Here is a 19,719-nt window from a genome sequence, read left to right as displayed (position 1 = left end):
CCCCGCCAGGAGCTTCGCCATGCCCGAAACCGTCGCCGTGCCGTCTTTCTCCGCCCGGATCGTCGAACGCCTCAGCGTCGGCGCCACGAGCCGCCGCGAGCGCGTCATCCACTCCCTGGACGGCCTGGAGGACCCGGTCCACCCCGGTGTCCTCGCCACCACCGGGGCCCACCTGTGGCGTCTACTCCAAGAGCAGGTGCCGGAGGGACTCGGGGCCGTGGACTTCCTCCTCGGCCTGGACGCCGGCGGCATCCTGCCGACCGTGTCCCTCGCCGGCGCCGCCCATCTGCCGTACAAGATTGCCTGGAAGCTACACCTCCCACTCGACGGCGCGGTCCGCTTCAGCGAGCCCCACGCAATGCGTACCGATGTCTTCGCGTACGGCATCGCCCCCGGTCAGCGCATCGTTGTCGTGGACGATGAGATCACCACCGGCCGGACCCTGAGCGACCTCACCCGCCGTCTCCGCGAGGCTGGTGCCGTCCCGCTGGCAGCGGCCTGCCTGGTGGAAGACACCACCCGCGGAGCACGCGACCTGCTCGGCGACCTCGGCCTGCCACTGGTCTCCCTCACCACGATCGAGGGGGCGGCGTGACAGCGGTCGCCTCGGCCGGGATCCGGTTCCATCACGGTTCACTGACCGTCGCCGCCGGGGCCATTCACACCACCCCGCTCGGGTACGACCGTGACAGCGTTCCCATCGGCGCGCCGCTCCCGCTCGCCCCTTCCGCTGAGCTCGTCCACCGCCTGAGCGATTGCGGCGAGATCGTGGTGGCCTTCGATGGGAAACTCGGCGACACCCTTCTCGCGCTATCGGGGGTCCGCGCGGTCCTCGACTGGCTGCGGCTGCGCTCGGTTCGCGTGGCCGTTCGGGCGGTGGGCCCGTACGCGGGGCTGATCGCCCGCGCCGGTCTGATCACCAAGCCCCAGACCGCCAGGCCCAGCGGCTGGCGCGCCGTGATCGGCGACCGCACCGGCATCGAGACACATGGCTCGGAGGCGGCGGTGAGGCTAGTGCTCGACCCGGCCACCCCGCCCTGCTGGTCGAGCGACAGCCGCGCCCACCCGGACCTGCCCGCCCGTCACTACCTGGCGCTGGAGCGCCGCCTGGGCATCCGCCTGGCCGACTCAACGCCCTTCGCTCCCACCCTCGCGACCGGGCCGAACGAACTCGTGGAGGAACTACGCTCGGTGGGCTGGCTGGGCGGCCTGACTCTCGCCGCCATCACCGCCACCAGCTGGCCGGAGCGCAAGGACTACACCGTCCGGCGCTACATCGCCCTCGCCGAACACATCGCCGAGGCCCAGCAGGCCCAAGCCCGACTGCTGCTCATCGGCGGCAACCCGGCCGACGGCCTCCGCATCACCTCGGAAGCCCCTCGGCGCCACGTGCAGGCCCTGCGCCTCGACGGGGTGTCGATCGACCACCTCGTCGACCTATACCCGCACTGCCACCTCGTCGTCGGCAACGACACCGGCCTCACCCACCTCGCCGCGATGGCCTGCAGCCAGAACGGCAGCAGCCCTCCCGTCGTCGGCCTGTACTCGCGCCACAGCCACAGCAAGTGGCGCACCGGCCTGCCGCACCACCACGCCGTTGCCACCGAGCTGTCCGACCGCATGCACCAGGGCGACCTCTGTCCCGTCCGCGACGCCATCGCCCCGGACACGGCGGACGTTCACATGGGCGCCTTCCCGCCCGCCGTTCTGGCCCAGGTCTGCCTCGAACTGCTCAACGGGGTGAGGCAATGACCATCCGGAGTCCCCTTCGGCTCGGTCCAACACAGCGCTTCACCCGCAACCTGCTCTGTCCCGTCGACATCCTCGGCCGCCCGCTGCTCGTGAAGTACAACCGCGATCCGGCCGAAGCCCGCGAGGAGATCCGCGGCCATGCCCGCCTGGCCCGGCACTACCGCGTCCCCGCCCTCCACGCCCACCTGCGCGTGCCAGGCGGGCATCTCCTCGCGTACGAACGTCTCGCCGGCGGCACCGACCAGGGTCTTCTGCTCGACCTTCTGAACGCGGACGAGCCGAGCGGCGGTCTCCATACGTACATGGACCAGCTCACGGCCGCGTACCGTGAGGTCATCCTCGCGACGGCATGGCCGACCGATCCGGCCCATGTCGTGCGCAAGCTGTACGGGGGCCGCGCGGCGCCCGGCGGCAGGCTCGACACGTACTACGCCGGTACGGACTTCCCGGTCGCCGACGGCCTAGTCGATGTCCCGTTCTCTCGCCTCAACGCGTACATGCTGAGCGTCAACGGTCGCCGGCATCACCTGGACTGGGCTGCCACCCTCCGCTGGCTGCGCGCCCACTTCGCCACGGCCGAGCCGGTCTGGGCAGCCCTCACCCAGGGCGACCCCACCGACGTCAACCTCGCCTATCCGCTCGCCTGGTTCGACTACGACACCGCCGGGATGAACAGCATCCCCGGTGAGTTCGCGAACTTCCTCTGGTATGTCTCCGCCCTCGGCGGCTGGCTCGTGCCCACGTACAACCCGACCGCCTTCACCGACCACCCCTCCATCTTCGCCTACGTCCCAGCCAACACCCCCAAGCTCCGGCGAACTGACGTCGACCACACCACCAGCACTATCCACATCGACTACACCCCGCGCCTCTCGGCTCCCCGGCGGACCGCCGTGACCGCGTACTGGTCCCAGCTCGTACGGCCGGTCGCGGACCACCTTTGGCCCGGCGCGGACCTGGCGAACCTGCTCCGCCCCTACCTGGCCATGCGCATCCTCGGCGTCTACAACCTGGCTGAACTGGCCCCCGAGGACCGGCTCGTCCTCCTCGCCCGGCTCGCCGAGGCCATGAGCCCCGCCTTCGACCCCACCGTCTACTTCTGCCCGCTGGAGTCGCCATGCCCAGCCCCCTGAAAGGCCGCACTGCCCTGGTCACCGGAGCGACCGGCGGCATCGGCTCGGCCATCGCCCACCGCCTCGCTGCCGACGGCGCCACCGTCGCCCTCGCCCACCTCGATGACGACCGGGCCGCAGTCGAGCTCGCCACCCACATCACCAGCAGCAGCGGCATCGCTGTCGCCTTGGCGGCCGACCTCCGCGAGGACGAGGCCGTACACGCCCTCTGTCACCAAGCCCACGACCGGCTCGGCCCGATCGACATCCTGGTCAGCAACGCCGGCGCCTATCCCCGCCGACCGTGGACGGAGACGACGTCGTCCCACTGGGACGACGCATTGGCCACCAACCTGACCAGCCACTACCTCCTGGCCCACGAACTGACCCCCTCCATGACAGCCGCCGGCTGGGGCCGGATCATCACGATCGGTTCCGTCCTCGCCACGGCGGGCCGCCATGAGCTCGCCGGCTACATCAGCGCGAAGGCCGGCCTCGAAGGCCTCACTCGCGCCCTGGCACGCGAACTCGGCCCTGCGGGTATCACCGCCAACTGCCTCGCCCCCGGCTCCATCCGCGTCCCCGCCGAGGAAACCGTCATCGACGACCCGAAGGCCATGACCGCCAGGCAGCTCGCCCGTCAGTGCGTCCAGCGCCGGGGCCGCCCGGACGACGTAGCCGCAGCCGTCGCCTTCCTCGCCACCGACGACGCGGGCTTCATCACCGGCCAGACCCTGCGCGTCGACGGAGGCTGGATCCTTGGCTGACATCTGGCTCATGCGCCACGGCGCCTACGAAGGCCACCGACCCGGCTACCACGCCCCGCACGAGGCCGCCCTCACCGTGGAAGGCCGCGACCAGGTACGCCGCTCTCTGCCCCTCCCCACCGGCATCACCGCCATCGTCACCAGCCCGGTCCCCCGCGCCCGCCAGACCGCCACCCTCGTCTCGCACCTCACGGGCCTACCCATCGTCGCCACATCCGGTCTCCTCGCCGAGTGGCGCGCCCCCAGCATCGTCCTCGGCCGCACCGTCGAGACCTACCCGCAGGCCTACCGCGCCTGGCGAGCGCGCCGCCTCGCCAACCCGACCCTCCGCTGCGAAGACGGCGAAAGCCTCGCCGACCTCCACACCCGCGCCCGCCACTGCGCCGCCTTCCTCCACCACACCGCCCAACGCCACGGCCGCCTCCTGGCCGTCTCCCACACCCTCCTCCTCGGAGTCCTCACCCACCTCCAAGAAGGCCCGGCCGCCTTCACCACCGCCGCGAAAGCCCCCTGGCAGTTCGCTGAGCGCCGCCTGTTAGCTACCCCACGGCCAGTGCCCCCACCATTTCACTGAGCTGCCCTATGAGCGGTCCCTGTCGTGCGGATTTCCGAGACGTCGTGCCACGGAGAACCACGGCTGCAGAGCGCGCCTCACCCTCGGCGCACCCCTTTCATGTACGGCAACCCATTAGAGGGGCAGGGTGCGGGTAGATCCAAGGACCGGCGGATAAGAGAGGACCACGTTGAACTCACCGCGAAGCAAAGGCCATTCCTATACGAAGCCAGCCCAGCAGGCTGACCGTACGGTAACGCCCGTGATGCTCAGCCGGGAGGCTCCGCTCACGCCTCCTTAGCCACCGGCTTCAGGATCGCCACGCAGTCCACGCGGTACGTCATCGGAACCACGTCAACGGAAAACACGTTGGAGAAAACCGCAGGTCAGAGACTTGCGCGACCGAAATCAGATTCGTGATCAATGTGCGTTTCGGGCGCAACGGGCGGCTCTTAACGCACGTCGCAGCATCCCTAAGGGTCCTCCCAGACTGGCCGCCGTTGGGTACCGCACCGCATGAGATCACAACGTGGCCGCGGCCTGACCTGCCAGATCGAGCGCAACAGCCTCAGCGAACTCATCACCCCGTCGCTGAGGCTGAGCACGGACCCGTCACGGACGATGAGACCCAAGCCCTGCGCGGCGAGCTCAACCGGGCACGACGCAATCAGACGGGGCATGGAGCGGACGCCGCGTGACCCGCTCCCCCGCGGCACCCTCGTCGAAGTGGTCCGTTCTCGCATCAACCGCCCGGCCCTGGAGAGGACACTTCTCCCGCCTCGTCGTGAAGCCAATCACCGAACCGAACGCCCGCCACGCCGCCACCCTGCTCGCCAACGCCGGTCCGCACGGCCACGAATACGCCATCGATGCCACTGCATGGGCCGCCCCTGGGCCGGTCACGAGCCTCACCTCCGGCCCCGAGGACATCCCCGCGCTGTGCGGCACTCGCCTCGCCGTCATCAAGCTCTGAACATCGCCCCCTCGATGCACATAGCCTCCCTCCCAACGCTCCACCGCAGAGCCGCCAAACACAGAGAACCAGTCCGACCTGATCCATGGCCGCAGCAAGCGGGATAGAGTCCACACGTGGCCTTCATCGTGACTCTAAGTTCGGAAGAACTCGACGCCAATCAGGGAAAGTTCAGAATTGAGCAACGCCTGACTAAGTCCCGCCCAAAGAGCCTGAATATCGACGCGGCTCTCGACGGACCACCCATCGTGCTCTTGGTCGGCGAAACCCCAGCCCAACCCAACCGCGAACGAGCCCGGTGGCTTGCGTGGATAGGAATCGTGGCTCGACACGGGACTGTGGGGGCTGTCGAAAAGAGCATTACTGTCGATCCGCTTCGGGAATGCTTAGAGACCATCCCGCTCGATGGCTCTGAAGGCTTGCTCCGTGATCTGCCAGCTCCTCTGCGCCAGGAGTTCGACCGTGCTTCGCTGCTGGGCACAGTCGGCGCATGCATCGACACCATATGGCAGTCCCTGGAAGGCGCACTACGTGCGAGGTGGCCCAGACTTGGCTCCCTACTCGACTGGCTGATTGCCCAAGCCGACCCTCCTGCCTTTGGAGACAGCCCTGCCGACCTGTCATGGCAGGAGCAACGCGACGCGACAGGCAGCCTGCTACGTATCGCTGACTTCCCGCTCTCCGCACTCGCCGCATGGCGACGCCCGCGATCAGTAGATGCTCCCTACACCGCCGGACTGATTCCACAACCCGTAGAGCACAGCCTCATCGACTACGATGTCCGCATCGCAGGCGAGGCGTTCGGGATGTTCAGCGAGTGGCAGCAAGGTGACACTGTCCGCTGCGACATTCACGTGCTTCACGACGCATCAGGACGGCGGCTCGAAGTCGTCAACGTCAATGCCACACCGGTGGAATCGCGCCTCGGCACTGACATGCTCTACTACCACGAGTCGACCAAGAGCTTTGTCTTCGTGCAGTACAAACGGCTCGGCAAGGACGCTCGCTCGATCTACGTGGACGCACGCCTAAGAAGTCAACTCGACCGGCTAGAAGACGTGGCCAGACTGAGTAGGCCTCCGGCACAGCCAAGCGAATGGCGTCTCGGTAATGACCCCTGCTTCGTGAAGCTCGCTCATTGGCCCCAGAGCACTAGTCCGCAACCGGTTCAAGGGCTCGCTCCGGGCATGTACCTGCCCGTCTCGTACATACGGCTCCTACTGGATGACGACTGCACACGCGGCAAGCGGGCGGGCAGCACCACGCGGATCCTCGGATACGACCAAGTGGAACGGCACCTCACCGGGACCCAGTTCATCGATCTGGTCAAGCACGGGCTCGCCGGAACTGTCGGCACCACAAGGGAGCAGCTGTACGCCTTGGTCAAGCAGCGTGTTGATGACGGCCACAGCGTTGTCGTGGCTACGGAATCAAGCGACGAGTCAGTGCGTGCCCGCCAGACACGTACTCGTGACCGGGGCGCCAAACGTCGAACCTATCTCCACCGCACCTACAAACAGGGCCCGCCGGCTGGCTGAGAGCCAGTCGTACCACTCTCTCGCCGGACGCCGAAGGCAGCGACCCCGTCACCAGTGGAAATGCTGAGGGCGGGGTCTTGCCGTTTGCTGCGTATCCGTTCCGGCTCACACTCCAGTCGTCGAGAGGAAAGGACTGGGTTCCCCCGCCCAGGACACGTACAGACCGTCGCGGGCCCGAGTGCAGGCGACGAACAAAAGGCAGCGTTCCGCCAACAGATCAGCCTCGTGCTGAAGACGGTCGATGTCCACGGGAGTCACCGCCTTGGGTTACGGCACAGCGCCGTCATGGACCCCGACGACCGCGACACACCGGTACTCCAGGCCCTTGAAGGAGTGCATGGTGCCGACGTTCACCGCGCCGGCCACCTCCGGCCGGTCCGCCCGTAGCCGCTGAGCAGGGATGCCGGCTGCGGACAGGCGCTCCCTCACCTGTTCGCAGGTGCGGTTGAAGCGGGCGCTCACGCCGATGTCGTTGGGGGCGATGCCGTCATCCAGCCAGCCGCGGACGCGTGCAACCAGAGCGATCAGCTCCGCTTCCGTGGTGCTGGCTGCGTGTGTCTCGGGGCCGCTCCCGTGCAGGGCCGAACGGTATCCGAGCAGGGTCTCGTGGCGGCCGTCGTCCTCAAGCTCCGCGAAGGGGCGCCCGACGAGAAGCGCGGTGGACCAACTCAGGATCTCGTGCGTGGAACGGTAGTTCTTGCGCATCTTCGCCGACCGGCCCGCGACTTTGATCCCGACCGCCTTCAAGGAGACCTTGCTGTCGTAGATCCGCTGGTGCGGGTCGCCCGCGATGAACAGGTCGTCCGGGCGCACCGGGACGGCAGCGCGCAGGAGGCGCCACTGGGCGGGGTGCAGGTCCTGGGCCTCGTCGACGACGACATGCCGGTAGCACGGCCCGGTCCGCTCCAGCAGGTCCGCGGCCTCCGCACAGGTCCCGAGGTAGGTTCGCAGCCCGTCGGACGCCAACCGGGCGGTGAACTCCTCGACGGCGCCCCACACCGGCGGCCGGGCCGCCACGGGCAGCGCGCTGCCCCGCCCTTTGCGCTCGGCGGCCTCGTACTCCTCGTATGTGCGCAGGTTCTGGGCGAGGACGACGTGCCTGTACTCCTGGGCGAGGAACTGCGGACTCCCGGTGAAGCCCGCGGCCCGGGCGGCCTGCTGCCAGCGAGCCGGCTCCTCGTCGGCGCGCAGGGGCCGGTGCGACGTGGACAGCACCCGCCCGGCGAACGCGTCGACGGTCATGACGTCCACCCGGTCCCGGAGCGTCACGTCGTCGACGAGCTCGGCGAGGCCCGCACGCAGGGCGGCCACCAGTGCGTTGGTGTAGGTGGTGAGCAGGATGCGGTCACCGTCACGCAGGTGGCCGAGCAGGTGGCGTACACGGTGCAAGGCGACGACCGTCTTGCCCGTGCCAGGACCTCCTGTGACCTGGGCCGGGCCGGAGTAGGAGGCCCGGTAGGCCACCTTGTGCTGGGACGGGTGCAGGAAGACTCGCCACGCGGCGAAGGGCTTGTCGAGGATCTCCCGGAGCTCGTCCGACCCGGTGACCAGGGCGATACGGGTGCGGGTGTGCCGGATCGCGGTCTCGTAGTCGGCGGGGTTCACGGGCTCCGCGCTGTCGGCGGCGGCCAGGTTGACTGCGACCACCTCGCGCCACACATCCTCCACGGTGAAGCCGGCGGCCAGGTACTCCAGTACCTCCCTCTGGTCCTGGGGGAAGAACGGCGCGAAGGCCTCCAGCTGCTCCGCACTGGTCAGGACCCGGACCTGGCACAGGGTCGTCCCGTCGATGCCGAGAGCTGAGAGATCCCCGTCCGAGAACCGGGCGAAAAGCCGCTGCTCGGGGGCGGGCGCGATCCGCTCGTACGCGGGGGTGAGCTCGTCCAGGACGGCGATGTCCCGGATCTCGACCGCCCGGGTAACCGTGTTGATGCTCGCCTTCTGCTTGACGGCCCAAGCGTTGGCCTCGTCGTGCGGCAGCACCCGCAGCAGGACGTACGTGTCCCCGCTGTCGGGTGCCAGCACGACCCCTCGGGTGCCCCGGTCGATCCGGATCGTCCGGATGTGCGGGTCTCGGGCGCCTCTGAGCGACTCCAGCTTCAGACCGGGATCCTTGAACAACCGGTCGAGCGTCAGCCGTTCGAACTTCTCCCAGGCGTCGAAGACCCCCTTGCGCACAGTGCCCTGGAGTTTGGGGAGCTGGGCGCAGAAGGCGATGTCGAAGGCGAGGCGGGGCATGGCGGGCTTCTCCTCCGTGGTTCTACTGGTCGGTTTCGTCCGCATCCCGGCGGCTCGGTTCGTCGGACTCGTCCGGCTCCTCCAGGTCGCCCAGCGTCCGCCACGCGAGATCGGCGAGGGTGTCCCCCGATGAGGTGACCCAGCGGGCCGTGCCCTGGTTGGCCACGGGCCGTTCCGCCCATGCGGCCTGCTCCCACATGAGGGTGATCAGTCCGGAAGGCGAGTACTGCTTGCCGTCGTGGGCCCAGACGATGGGCTTCGTCCGGTGGTTGGTCCATGTGGCCCGGGATCGCTGTGGGTCGTCCGCCAGCCAGTACTTAAGCGCCTCGGCTTCCGTCGGGTAGGCCGTGCTGAGGGCGAGCGGTTCGCCCTCGGGCAGTACCCGCTTGTCGACGAGGACCTGGACGGCGTTGGGGCGGCGACGCTTACGGGTGGGTCGGACGCGGCGGTACGTGTCCGGAGCGGAGCCGTCCTTGCCCCCTGTCATAACCTCCACGACCCGTTCGGAGACCTCCCGGCATCGGTCGACGTCCGCGCATACGGCTCGGATCTGCGGGCGCCGCTCGGAGAGCCCGTCGATGACCTGCATGGTGACGGGCAACAGCCGCTCGACGATCTCCTTGGTTTTCGCCTTTGCGTCGCCGGCCCAGGTCAGCTTGGTGTCGGGCTCGTCGATCCCCTCGGTGTCGAGGAGCCGGAAGATCAGATGGGCCAGCAGGTACGTGCCGTGCTCCGTCAGCGCGGCGGCCCTGCCCTCGTAGCGCTTACGGAGGTCGAGGAGGGAGCGGCGCACCTCCCGGACCACCTGGACGGCGTTCCACAGCAGGTAGACACCCGGCCTCGGGCGGAACAGCACGTCGTAGACCCCCTGCGGGCCGCGCTCCCACAGCGGGTCGAGGGCGAACGCGATCCGGGCCGCGTACTGGCTGTCAGCATGAGCGCAGGCCAGAGCAACGGCAGCCTCGACCACGGTGCAGCCGGACTCCTCGGGGAGGTCGACCTCGCTGCGCTGAACCCCGTACTCCAGGCCGAGCTCCGCCCGCATCTCGTCCAGGATGTCCCCCTGGACGGGATCGAGGGCGACGAAGTCGCGGTCGCCCACGCTGTTCTGGCGGTTGGTGGCGTGCGTGGTGTCGCTGGCGAACTCCTGGGCCGCGTGGGTGACGATGATCCGTACGCCTATCTTGGCCTCGGCCGCCGCGTCCTCCTTCTCCAGCGCCTCCGCCACCGCGCGCACGGTCTGGGCGCCGTTCACCACGCTGGCGTTGTACAGGGTCAGCATCAGGGGCTTCTGGTGGGGAGCACGTGCCGACCGTTCGACCTTCTCCACACGATCGCAGAGCACGGTGATGCCGTTGTTGTAGTACCAGAAGTTGGCCGGCTCCTCGGTAAGGGTGGCGATCAGCGAATTATTGATGGGCGTCCGGCCCAGGGGCTTGCGGATGTTCAGGTTGAACAGGTTCGCCCCGTGCTGCTCCGCCCAGTCGGCGACCTGCTCGGCGTCTACGACTCCCTGGTAGGACTCGTACAGCGCGTCGGAGCCCATGCCGAACCAGGGGAACAGCTCGGCGGTCAGGACCACCGGCTCGGGTGCCTGGTCGGCTCGTACGGAAGCCCAGATCTCCGGAGCCAGGATGATCCGGTGGCCCAGGACGTCGCCGTACCGGTTGAACTCGTCCTCGCCGTTCCTGATCGCCTGCATGAAGCCGTCGCCGGGCATGTCGGGCCGCATCATCACCACGACCTGGGTGACGGGGACGGTCCCCCGGTCCATGACGGATTTGGCGTACTCGGCCAGCCTGCGCCCCCGCGGGTTGAACGGGGCGAAGTTCTCCTCGTCGATGAGCCTGAAGCCCGCGAGGAGTTCGAGTACGGCTTCGCGGTCGCCCTTGGCGTATCCCTTCGCGCTCCACTTGCTCTGGACGAGGTACACGTGCGGCTTGACCCCCTCGACCACCGCGATCGCGTCGATGCCCTGGTCGAGGTCCCCGTCGATGACGGTGGCGGCGGCTTCCTCCGGGCTGAACCCGGTGACAATCCGCACGGCATGCGCGGCCAGCGCCCTGGAGGTGCGGCGCGTCTCGAACGCCTCCCCCGAGTGCTTGGCCACCAGATCGCTGGTATCCAGCAGATCGCCGTATACCTTCTGGAGGGCGTTGCCCACCTGCCTCACCTGGGTGTTGAGATCAGGCTGGCCCCCCTTGGCCTGCTGTGCGTTCATGCTCTTGTTCCCTCCCCTTGGCGGAACCGACCGGCCCCACCACCTTGCTGGCCCCCGAACCGCCCGCCGAACGGCGTTCAGGGCGCCTGGCCGTCAAGATCCAGCCGTATGAGCGACAGCGCCTCGGCGATCTCCGAGGTCAGCTCGTCCGCGGGTCCGTAGATGACGTTCAGGTCGCCATGTAGCGGTTCGAGAACGCCCAGGGCGTCGGCGGCGCGGCCCTGGGCGAGCAGCAGCATGCCGATGTCACGGCGCAGTTCGAGGGCCTCCTCACTGGCATCGCTGTCGACGGACCGGACGACGGCCAGCACTGATTCCAGTGCCGTGAGCGCCTCCGTCACCTGACCGAGTTCGGCGCGGCAGCGGGCGGCCTGGGCACGGCAGGCGCGGGCCCGCTCGCTCGCGGGTCCCGCGATGCGCCCGTACGCGTCGGTGAGCGCCGTGAACTCGGGCAGAGCGGCACGGTAGTCCCCACCGAGGAGCCGGATCGCCGCTCGCTGGATGCGCAGCTCGAGCACTTGCCGGTTGTCGGTGCCGAGGGCTCGGGCGGCCGGTTCGATGACCTCGCTCAGCACCTCCGCGGCCTGCGCGAACCGCTCCTCTTCGAGGAGGGCGTCGGAGTGCGCGTACGCCTCCTTGATGTCCGCCCTGAGTCCGTCCGGTACGGGGACGGGTGCCGGGGCCGGCTCCCCGGGAAGCGCCTGGGCGACCACCGGCCGGGGGCGGGATCGGGGCGCGTACGGGTGGCGGAACAGCCCGGTCGGGTCCGGTGCTCCGGCCGGTCCGCTCTCGCCGGGCGCCGGTTCCTGGCCCGCCTTGGGGAGGAAAGGCCGCAGCCGCTCGTACACCTCCTGGACGTCGGCGGGCCTCGCCTCCGGAGCCTTTTGGAGCAGGTGCAGGACGAGTTCTTCCAGGTCGGCCGGGACCTCGGGGCGCAGCTGCCGGAGCGGGGCGGGGGCGGCGCTGACGTGCTGGTACATGAGCGCGAACTCACTGTCCGCCTGAAACAAGGCGCGCCCGGCGAGCAGTTCGTGCAGGACGCATCCGAGCGCGTACAGGTCCGTCCGCGGCGTGACACGCCCGCCGCGGACCTGCTCGGGCGCCATGTACTGAGACGTCCCGATCGGGCTCCCGGTCGCGGTCAGCTTGGTCGCGTCGGTGCGAAGGATGGCCGCAATGCCGAAGTCAAGGACCTTCACGGTCCCGTCGCGGGCGACGAGGACATTGCCCGGCTTGAGGTCGCGATGGATCACCGGGACCTCGTGGGCGTGCGAAAGCACGGTGGCCACCTGCGCGGCCACGGCCACGGCCCAGCTCACCGGCAGCGGCCGGGCCAGGCCCACGTAGGCGGACAGCGGGACCCCCTCGACCAGCTCCATGACGAGGAACAGCCGCCCGTGGGTATCGTCGAGGACGGCGTCGTAGACCTGCGGCACGCCGGGGTGCTGGATACGGGCGGTGATTCTAGCCTCGCGCCGGAACCGCTTGGCCAGCTCGTCCGCCATCTGCGGCGAGGTGACGGCCTGGGGGCGGATGAGCTTCACGGCGACGGGCCTGTCGAGGACGGCGTCGTAGCCGCGCCAGACGTCGCCCATGCCGCCGTGGCTGAGCTCCTCCAGGAGTTCGTAACGTCCGGCGATCACCTGCTGCGGCACCGTGCCCCCGCCCCGTCGTGTTTCTGTCGCCGACGTGCATACCGAGGTGGTGTCGGCCGGCCCGACATGTCGGGACCAGTTTGGTGGGGTGGCGATCTTCCGTCCAGGGGAGGGCGGGAAGGTCTGTCACATATGGCCGAGAACCACCTTTGCGTCGTGGCTCCGCCGGTCGCACTCGGCCCACACGATCCTGCCGGACCGCGGCCCGCAGGGGCGCGGGCCCCAGCGGTCAGCGAGGGCGGCGGCGACGGGCAAGCCGCGCCCCTCGGTGCCCGCCACGCCCAGCACAGTCCACGTTCGGGACTCCAAGCAGCTCGGCGGACCCGTGCTGACCATCGGATCCGAAGCGTGGGCCCGGTTCGTGGAGCTGGTGGCCGGCCACAAAGCCGGAAACGGCGCGGGCCCTCGTACACCATTGTGTGTACGAGGGCCCCCCACGTACCGAGGGGGCTACGCGGCGTCGTCCACGCCCTCCTCGCGGCGGATCATCCGCCACGCGGCGCGGCGGGCGCTGCGGTCGAGGCTGGACTTGAAGTTCCGGTCGGCGCCGAAGTACTGGCGGCCGAGACCGGCGATGGAGTCCACGTGGTCGGCCATTTTGTCCGCGAAGACCTTGTCGAAGACCTTGCCGAAGTTGTCCTCGTCGTTGACGACGGCCGCCGCCCGGACCTTGGCGTCGGCCTTGGCCTCCTCGAAGGGCCGGATGACGTCCTGCTCGGTGAACTCCGTACCGAACTTGGCGTTGAACTTCTCAATCAGCTCCGACAGAAGTGACTTCTCGGCCTCCTTGGCGCCGCCGGGCCCCTCGCCGAAGCCCGGCATCGTCGCGGGGCCTTCCGGGCTGAGGGAGACGTCATGCTCTCCGGTCTTCTGCACACGCAGGTGGCTGAGGTCCACATCGCCAATGTCCACGCCGCCGTCCGTGCGCCCGCGCAGGCGGGTGAGGAGGTAGCGCCCGTACAGGTGGAGGCGCTCCAGGTCGGGATCGTGGTAGGGCACGATCTGGGCGAGGAAGCCGTACTTGCGTACGTAGTCGATGAGGTCGGCGCGGAAGTCCTCGGCCGTCTTGACCTCGTCCTCGTCCTCGTCGTTGTCGCGCAGGGCCTCGTAGCGGGTGACGGCCGGGGACAGCCGCCGGTAGAGCTCAGCGTGCAGTTTCTCCCACTTGGCCTGCGAGCCGGCGGCCTTCTCCTTCGCCTCGAAGTAGGCGGCGGCGAACTCGTCCATCTCCGCTTCGGAGATGATCGGCGCGGACATGACCCGGCTCTGGGCGGTATAGAGCAGGTTGGGGTCCGAGGGAAGGGTGTTCGCCTCCTCGAAGTACGGGCGGAACGCGTCCTTGATGTCCTCGGCCTCGTTGGTGAAGTCCAGGACGGCGAGGTCGGCCTGCGCCTTGCGTTCGGCGGTGCGGTTCAGACGGGAGAGAGTCTGGACGGCCGCGATGCCGGTCAGCGTCTTGTTGACGTACATGGTCGTCAACAGGGGCTGGTCGAAGCCGGTCTGGTACTTCTCGGCCACGACCAGGATCCGGTACTCCTGCCGTCCCTTTGCTCCGGCCTTGACCGCCTTGTCGTCGGCGCGCGTGTAGCCGAAGGCCTTGGGCAGGGCGGTCTCGGAGAGGCCGCCGTTCTCCTTCGACTCCGTGGTCTCCTCGCCGTCGATGGTGAGGGAGCCGGAGAAGGCGACCAGGACGCCCAGGTCCGGGTACCTGGTGTGGTAGTCGCGGTCCTTGATGTAGCTCTTGATGGCGCGGGCCATCTGGACGGCGGAATGCCGGGAAGCGGTCACGACCATGGACTTGGCGCGCCCGCCGAGCCGGCCCCGGGTGTGGGCGACGAAGTGCTCGACGATCACCTGTGCGTGCTGGGAGACGGTCGAGTCGTGGGTGAGTACGTACCGGGCGAGGAGCGAGTTCGCCTTGGCGGGGTCGACCTCGCGCTCGTCGTGGTTCTGGTTTACCAGCTTCCAGTACGTGTTGTACGTGACGTAATTACGCAGCGGGTCGAGGATGAACCCTTCCTCGATGGCCTGGCGCATGGAGTACGTGTGGAAGGGACGGTAGGCGGCCTTGCCGTTCACCTGGTCCGGGGTACCGAAGAGTTCGAGGGTCTTGGACTTCGGGGTGGCGGTGAAGGCGAAGTAAGAGAGGTTGGCTGCCCGGGAACGTTCGAGGGCCTTCTTCTTGAGCTTGTCGGTGACGGTGACGCTGGTGGCGCCGGCGTCGTCGGAGTCGGAGTCGAGGCCGAGTTCGCGGAGGGCGGCGCGGACGGAAGTCGCCGCGTCGCCGGACTGGGATGAGTGGGCCTCGTCGATGACGATCGCGAAGGTGGTGCCCTTGATCTCGGTCGGGTTGCGCTGGAGGTAGTCGAGCAGCGCGGGGAACGAGTGCAGGGTGACGGTGACGATCTTGCCGGTGTCGCGGGAGAGGGCGCGGGCGAGCTGCTCGCTCTTGGCGCCGTGCTTCTCGTCGATCTTGACGACCAGGCCGTCGGTCTGGGAGAAGCTGCCGACCGTCTCACGGAGCTGGGCGTCCAGGTTCCGACGGTCGGTGATGACGATGACCTTGTCGAAGACGGGCGCGCCGGGCTTGATGAAGCCCGCTGACAGAGCCTCCGTGTCGAGCGTGCGGGGGTCGTTGTCCGCGTGCAGGTCGGAGAGGCGGTGAACGAGCCATCCGATGGTGTTGGACTTGCCGGACCCGGCCGAGGCCATGATCAGATAGTTCTGACCGGCGCCATGGGTGGCGGCGTGGGCGGTCAGCTTCTTGACCACGTCCCACTGGTGGTAGCGCGGGAAGATCGTGGTGCTGGTGGTGCCGCCGCCGGGGGTCTTGGACTTCTGCTGGTGGGCGAAGCGCTGGAGGAGGTCCAGCCAGTTGTCCCGCTCCCAGACCTGCTCCCAGAGGTAGGAGGTCGAGTACTGGCCGAAGGCCGTGGGGGCGGGGTTGCCGGCCCCGCCGGGGCGGCCAGGGCCCTCGGAGCCGGTGTTGAAGGGCAGGAAGCGGGTGTTCTTGCCCTTGAGTTGGGTGGCGACGAAGACCAGGTCGGGGTCTACGGCGAAGTTCGCGATGACCCGGCGGGTGAAGATCAACTCGGTGGGGTCGCGGTCGGTGCGGTACTGCTCCTTGGCTTGCTCGACGCCCTGGCCGGTGAGCGGGTTCTTGAGCTCGGCGGTGGCGACGGGAATGCCGTTGAGGAACAGGGTCAGGTCGAGCTTGTGGCCCCAGTCGAGCTGCTTGGTGGCGTACACCAGCTCGCGCACGACGGTGAGGCGATTGGCACGGTAGCCGTCGAGGGCGGAGGGGTCAGCGACCAGGTTTGGCTTGAAGTAGGCCACACGGAGGAGTACGCCGCGGTCCTTGACGCCGTTGCGGAGGACGTGGAGCAGGCCGTCGTTGGCGATGGCCTGGTCGAGGCGGCGAGCGAAGCCGCGCTCGGCGTCGGCGGCGTCGCCGTAGACGGTGCGCAGCTCGTGCCACTCCTCGGCCTGGGTCTCTCGGAGGAACTCGAAGAGCTCTTGAGCGTCCAAGCCAAGGTCGGCTTTGTAGTCGGTGGGACTCTCCTCGCGCCAGCCGCGCTCGGTCATGGCGGCGACTATGGCGTCTCCGAAGGCGGACTCGCTGTGGACGGGGCCGGGGCTCATGCGGTGATTCCCTCCGTGACGTTGCGTCCGCTGGCTGTAGAGACGTCGAACTGACCCGTTACGGCGGCGGTGATGAGGGCTTGGCGGCGCTCAAATGCCCGCGTTCTGGAGCGCTCAACGACCTCCCTCAACGGTCGCATTTCAGTGATCCAGGTTCCGACATCACGCTGCTCGCCTGCAGAGACGGCAGGAATAGGGATACGCCCAAAAAGATCCCAGTTGCGGAAGTCGACCGCGCGCTCACGGGTGCTAATCGCAAAGTTCCCCAAATAACCTTGGATCGCTAGCAGCCGGAGAAGCCTGCCCAGATATCGAGGATCACCCATTCCTAGTGGCATGCATACATGGTAAACGGGGCTACAATTCCCGTCCGCCTCGGACGATCCAATTGCACCAGCGAACCCATCAAGGCCATGGATCACAACGTCGCCAACCTGGACGTACTGCCCCTGCGGCTCATCAGATGCGGAAAGCGTATAGCCCCGAGACCGACGCAATCCACGCTCCGTGACCTGACCGTCCCGGTATGCGGTGACGACCCCCACTCCTGGCGCGGCAGGGCGAATTCGTTTAACCAGTAGGCGCCGAATTGGCAGCACCGGAATAGAAGGTTCAGCATGCACGAGTGAACTGGCACCCACATGCCCCAGAATCCGACTATCAATTCGCTCTTCAAGAAGAGAAATCAGACGCCGCTTCTTCGACGCCAACATTTCGATCTTCCTCGCCTCCGCATCAAGGAAGTCAGCGATGCGGCGCTGCTCCACGAGCGGTACCAGCGGAATAGGCGTGCGCCCCAATGGTTCCAGGTTAAGGGCACTGAAAGTTGCACCGCTAACAGAGGAGTCCCAGAACTGCCGGGACGTCGCACTCTGGAGCGCCCAGTAGAGGAACCGAGCATCGACGGTCGAAGCTGGGGCGACCCTGGCAGTACCCTGGGTCAAATTAGCACCGGAAAGTTCGACTGGGACCGTCATGACCTTCCCGTAGGAAGGACCGATGGACACGACAATGTCCCCGTCCGAAATAGTTGACCGGCGATAGGACTCGGCGATTTCAGGAGTAGTCCGGAGCAGTGACGCAGGATCTACCACGCCTCCAAACTGTGTCATGTCGACAGGGCGGACGTAGGGAACGCCACCAAGGATGTCCGGCCCTGCCTGAACGATGCCGTACGTGATCGGGCGAGCAGGGTCGACAAAGCGCTTCAACGGCGCAACAGGCCAGCTCACTCCGTCACCTCGCCCAGCAGTGCCTGGATTTCTGCCTCCAGCGCCTTCAGTTCCTCGTCGATCTCCGCAAGCGGCCGCGGCGGCTCGTACACGTAGAAGTGGCGCGTCACCGGAATCTCGTAGCCGATCTTCGTCTTCGAGTGATCAATCCACGCGTCCGGAACGTGCGGATGGACCTCGCGCTTGAGGTAGTCCTCGACGTCCTCGCCCAGCGGGACGTTCTCGTAGTCGCGGAGCTCCGTGTCCGGTTCCGGCTCGCCATTGATCTTCTGGACCTCACCCTCGGGGTCGCGGACGCCCACGGCTTCTCGCATCGACTTCACGAAGGGCGCGCCCCCAGGCCATAGCAGCCCAGCGGCCACCACCGCGTCCTTCAGCGCCAGGAACGCGTCCGACTTCGTCGTCCACGAGGAGCCGAGCAGCGGTCGGAAAGCCTCCACGAACCTCTCCGGCTGCGGAAGCCGGTGCACCGGCTTCGCCGCCGCCAGGGCAGCAAGCGTCTCCTCCGTCACCTCGAAGCGGAGCTTCAGCGGGCGTTCGACCGTGATGCGCTGATAGCCGAAGGCCTCGTTGTCGAAGACCTTGACCTTGGCATGGAGCTCGTGGTCAGGGTCCGCCGCGGCCTGGATGGCCTCCGCGTACAGGCGCGTCACAGCCGCAATGTGCTGCCTGCCCAGTTCCTTGCGCTTGTCACCGAGCGACTTGCGCATCTTCTGAAACTGGTCGCGCGCGTCCAGCAGGACGACCTTGCCCTTGTGGTCCAGGGACTTGCGGTTCGTGAGGATCCAAAAGTACGTCGAGATGCCGGTGTTGTAGAAGAGCTGGTCCGGGAGGGCGACGACTGCCTCAAGCCAGTCGTTCTCCAGGATCCAGCGGCGGATCTCGGACTCGCCCGAGCCGGCGGCGCCGGTGAAGAGCGGGGAGCCGTTGAAGACGATGGCGAGGCGGGAGCCACCGCCGCCCTTCGCGTCCACCGGCTTCATCATCGAGATCATGTGCTGGAGGAAAAGGAGGGAGCCATCGCTAATTCGCGGCAGGCCCGCGGCGAAGCGTCCGGCCTCGCCCAAGTGCTTGTGCTCGTACTCGACCTCGTCCTTGACCTTTTTCCACTCCACGCCGAACGGTGGGTTGGCCAGAAGATAGTCGAACTTCTCGCGGCCCTGGCCGGGGTCGCTCAGGGAGTTGCCGGACGCGATGTGTTCCGGGTCCTGGCCCTTGATCATCAGGTCGGAACGGCAGATCGCCCAGGACTCAGGGTTCAGCTCCTGGCCGTAAACCTCAACCGTCGCGTCCGGGTTCAGGGACAGGATGTGGTCCTCGGCGGCCGACAGCATGCCGCCCGTACCGCACGCCGGGTCCATGACCGTGCGGACCGCGCCCGGTACCGTCAGGGCGTCCCCGTCGGGCGCGATCAGGAGGTTGACCATCAGCTTGATGACCTCGCGGGGGGTGAAGTGCTCACCCGCCGTCTCGTTGGACTGCTCCGCGAAGCGGCGGATCAGCTCCTCGAAGATGTAGCCCATGTTGTGGTTGGGCACGACCTCGGGGTGCAGGTCCAGGTCGGTGAACTTGCCGATAACCTGGTAGAGCAGGTCGGCACTCGCGAGCCGCTTGATCTGCTGAGAGAACTCGTACTTGTCGAGGACCTCACGGGCGTTGTCCGAGAAGGCTGCGACGTAGATCTGAAGGTTCTTCGCCGCACTCTGCGGGTCTCCGGCGATCTTCTTCAGAGTCAGGTCGCTCTTGTTGTAAAAGGAGTGTCCCGAAGCCTTGCGCAACCAGTAGTCCGGGTCGATGTCCTCCTGGTCCTTGTACTGGGCGGCGGTCTCCGCGACCTTCTCCCGCGTCGGCTCCAGGACGCATTCCAGTCGGCGCAGCACCGTGAACGGCAGGATGACCTTGCCGTAGTCGGACTGCTTGTAGTCGCCACGCAGGAGATCGGCGACGGACCAGGCGTGGTTCGCCAGTTCCGTGTGCTTACTGCTGTTCAAGGGGTTCCCCGGTTTCCTTCCGGACCGCCCCGCCCAAGGGAAGCG

General features: G+C 67.7%; 11 protein-coding genes and 4 pseudogenes. 9 read left to right on the top strand and 6 right to left on the bottom strand.

Annotated features, from left to right (window positions below; all coding sequences use genetic code 11):
- The first annotated feature begins 19 nt into the window (after nt 1-19).
- From AB8O64_RS27275 to AB8O64_RS27240, 8 genes and pseudogenes are all read left to right on the top strand, one after another.
- The gene (locus AB8O64_RS27275; protein ID WP_370421882.1) at nt 20-595 is read left to right on the top strand and encodes a phosphoribosyltransferase; all 576 of its coding nucleotides are present in this window, start codon (nt 20-22) and stop codon (nt 593-595) included.
- Nucleotides 592-1,752, top strand: a complete 1,161-nt coding sequence (locus AB8O64_RS27270) for a glycosyltransferase family 9 protein (RefSeq protein WP_370421881.1) — start codon at nt 592-594, stop codon at nt 1,750-1,752. Before AB8O64_RS27275 ends, AB8O64_RS27270 begins: the two co-directional genes overlap by 4 nt.
- Complete coding sequence (locus tag AB8O64_RS27265) at nt 1,749-2,885, top strand: hypothetical protein (protein ID WP_370421879.1); 1,137 nt, start codon at nt 1,749-1,751, stop codon at nt 2,883-2,885. Before AB8O64_RS27270 ends, AB8O64_RS27265 begins: the two co-directional genes overlap by 4 nt.
- Complete coding sequence (locus tag AB8O64_RS27260; protein WP_370421877.1) at nt 2,870-3,631, top strand: SDR family NAD(P)-dependent oxidoreductase; 762 nt, start codon at nt 2,870-2,872, stop codon at nt 3,629-3,631. The genes AB8O64_RS27265 and AB8O64_RS27260 overlap by 16 nt, the downstream gene beginning before the upstream one ends.
- Nucleotides 3,624-4,205, top strand: a complete 582-nt coding sequence (locus AB8O64_RS27255) for a histidine phosphatase family protein (protein ID WP_370421876.1) — start codon at nt 3,624-3,626, stop codon at nt 4,203-4,205. Before AB8O64_RS27260 ends, AB8O64_RS27255 begins: the two co-directional genes overlap by 8 nt.
- A gap of 528 nt (nt 4,206-4,733) precedes the next feature.
- Nucleotides 4,734-4,882: pseudogene (locus AB8O64_RS27250) on the top strand (CopG family transcriptional regulator); the annotation flags it as partial.
- Between the two features lie 16 nt (nt 4,883-4,898).
- A pseudogene (locus tag AB8O64_RS27245) lies at nt 4,899-5,157 on the top strand (DNA-binding protein); the annotation flags it as partial.
- A 116-nt stretch (nt 5,158-5,273) separates the two neighbouring features.
- Complete coding sequence (locus tag AB8O64_RS27240; protein ID WP_370421874.1) at nt 5,274-6,695, top strand: hypothetical protein; 1,422 nt, start codon at nt 5,274-5,276, stop codon at nt 6,693-6,695.
- Nucleotides 6,696-6,800: 105 nt separating this feature from the next.
- On the opposite strand, the pseudogene AB8O64_RS27235 reads toward AB8O64_RS27240, so the two are convergent.
- The 3 genes and pseudogenes from AB8O64_RS27235 to AB8O64_RS27225 form a co-directional block, all read right to left on the bottom strand.
- Nucleotides 6,801-8,933, bottom strand: a pseudogene (locus AB8O64_RS27235) (UvrD-helicase domain-containing protein).
- A gap of 22 nt (nt 8,934-8,955) precedes the next feature.
- Nucleotides 8,956-11,154, bottom strand: coding sequence for an AIPR family protein (locus tag AB8O64_RS27230; protein WP_370421873.1), 2,199 nt, complete (start codon nt 11,152-11,154; stop codon nt 8,956-8,958).
- Between the two features lie 77 nt (nt 11,155-11,231).
- Nucleotides 11,232-12,809: a serine/threonine-protein kinase gene (locus AB8O64_RS27225; RefSeq protein ID WP_370421872.1), complete on the bottom strand. Its 1,578-nt coding sequence runs from the start codon at nt 12,807-12,809 to the stop codon at nt 11,232-11,234.
- A gap of 1 nt (nt 12,810) precedes the next feature.
- On the opposite strand from AB8O64_RS27225, the pseudogene AB8O64_RS27220 reads away from it, so the two are divergent.
- Nucleotides 12,811-13,140: pseudogene (locus AB8O64_RS27220) on the top strand (hypothetical protein); the annotation flags it as partial.
- Nucleotides 13,141-13,259: 119 nt separating this feature from the next.
- Here the strand turns inward: AB8O64_RS27220 and AB8O64_RS27215 are convergent.
- From AB8O64_RS27215 to AB8O64_RS27205, 3 genes are read right to left on the bottom strand one after another with little or no spacing between them, the layout of a single operon-like run.
- Nucleotides 13,260-16,451, bottom strand: coding sequence for a type I restriction endonuclease subunit R (locus tag AB8O64_RS27215; protein WP_370421871.1), 3,192 nt, complete (start codon nt 16,449-16,451; stop codon nt 13,260-13,262).
- Nucleotides 16,448-17,683 carry a restriction endonuclease subunit S gene (locus tag AB8O64_RS27210; protein WP_370421870.1) on the bottom strand — a complete coding sequence of 412 codons (1,236 nt, stop codon included), beginning with the start codon at nt 17,681-17,683 and terminating at the stop codon, nt 16,448-16,450. The genes AB8O64_RS27215 and AB8O64_RS27210 overlap by 4 nt, the downstream gene beginning before the upstream one ends.
- Complete coding sequence (locus tag AB8O64_RS27205) at nt 17,680-19,674, bottom strand: N-6 DNA methylase (protein ID WP_370421868.1); 1,995 nt, start codon at nt 19,672-19,674, stop codon at nt 17,680-17,682. The genes AB8O64_RS27210 and AB8O64_RS27205 overlap by 4 nt, the downstream gene beginning before the upstream one ends.
- Nucleotides 19,675-19,719: the final 45 nt, after the last annotated feature.

It is taken from the genome of Streptomyces sp. QH1-20 (assembly GCF_041283565.1).
Classification (GTDB): domain Bacteria; phylum Actinomycetota; class Actinomycetes; order Streptomycetales; family Streptomycetaceae; genus Streptomyces; species Streptomyces syringius.
Note: the sequence above shows the minus strand (reverse complement) of the source record. Positions and strands in the feature narration are given on the sequence as shown.